Annotated in this window: 1 protein-coding gene; it reads left to right on the top strand. The window is 45.5% G+C overall.

The window, feature by feature from the left end; genetic code table 11:
• The gene (gene tuf / locus LPA49_RS22145) at positions 1–1185 is read left to right on the top strand and encodes an elongation factor Tu (RefSeq protein ID WP_036971551.1); all 1185 of its coding nucleotides are present in this window, start codon (positions 1–3) and stop codon (positions 1183–1185) included.
• Positions 1186–1262 lie beyond the last annotated feature (77 nt).

A 1262-nucleotide genomic window follows, 5' to 3' on the forward strand; every position in this document is an offset into this window, starting at 1 on the left:
ATGGCAAAAGAAAAGTTTGAACGCGTAAAACCGCACGTAAACGTTGGTACAATCGGCCACGTTGACCACGGTAAAACTACCCTAACTGCAGCAATCACTAACGTACTTGCAAAAGTATACGGTGGTACAGCTAAAGACTTCGCATCAATCGATAACGCTCCAGAAGAGCGTGAGCGTGGTATCACAATCTCAACTTCACACGTTGAGTACGATACACCGACTCGTCACTACGCACACGTAGACTGTCCAGGACACGCCGATTATGTTAAAAACATGATCACTGGTGCTGCTCAAATGGACGGCGCAATCCTAGTAGTTGCTGCAACTGACGGTCCTATGCCACAAACACGTGAGCACATCCTACTTTCTCGTCAGGTTGGCGTACCTTACATCATCGTATTCATGAACAAATGTGACATGGTTGATGACGAAGAGCTACTTGAGCTAGTAGAGATGGAAGTTCGTGAACTTCTTTCTGAGTACGATTTCCCAGGTGACGACTTACCTCTAATCCAAGGTTCAGCACTTAAAGCCCTAGAAGGCGAAGAGCAATGGGAAGCGAAAATCATTGAACTAGCTGAAGCGCTAGATTCATACATCCCAGAGCCAGAGCGTGACATCGATAAGCCATTCATCATGCCTATCGAAGACGTATTCTCAATCCAAGGTCGTGGTACAGTTGTAACTGGCCGTGTTGAAGCTGGTATCATCAACGTGAATGACGAAGTTGAAATCGTAGGTATCAAAGAAACTACGAAGACAACATGTACAGGTGTTGAGATGTTCCGTAAGCTTCTAGACGAAGGTCGTGCGGGTGAGAACATCGGTGCACTTCTACGTGGTACTAAGCGTGAAGACGTTGAGCGTGGTCAAGTACTTTGTAAGCCTGGTTCAATCAAGCCACACACTAAATTCACTTCAGAAGTATACGTACTTTCTAAAGATGAAGGTGGCCGTCATACTCCATTCTTCAAAGGTTACCGTCCACAGTTCTACTTCCGTACAACTGACGTAACAGGTGACGTACAGTTACCAGACGGCGTTGAAATGGTAATGCCTGGTGATAACATCAAGATGACTGTAGAGCTAATCGCTCCAATCGCGATGGACGAAGGTTTACGCTTCGCTATCCGTGAAGGTGGCCGTACAGTTGGTGCTGGTGTTGTTGCAACTATCGTTGAGTAATCAACTATAGTGATGCATTAAGCATTCAAGAAAAACCCGAGCTTAGTCTCGGGTTTTTTTATGGATGAGAAAATAGA

This window comes from Pseudoalteromonas sp. MB41, from assembly GCF_020966275.1.
In the GTDB taxonomy this organism is placed as follows: domain Bacteria; phylum Pseudomonadota; class Gammaproteobacteria; order Enterobacterales; family Alteromonadaceae; genus Pseudoalteromonas; species Pseudoalteromonas lipolytica.

Bases quoted from the DNA above. Each gene is read 5' to 3' on its own strand.
- tuf (WP_036971551.1), top strand. From the start codon at position 1: ATGGCAAAAGAAAAGTTTGAACGCGTAAAACCGCACGTAAACGTTGGT.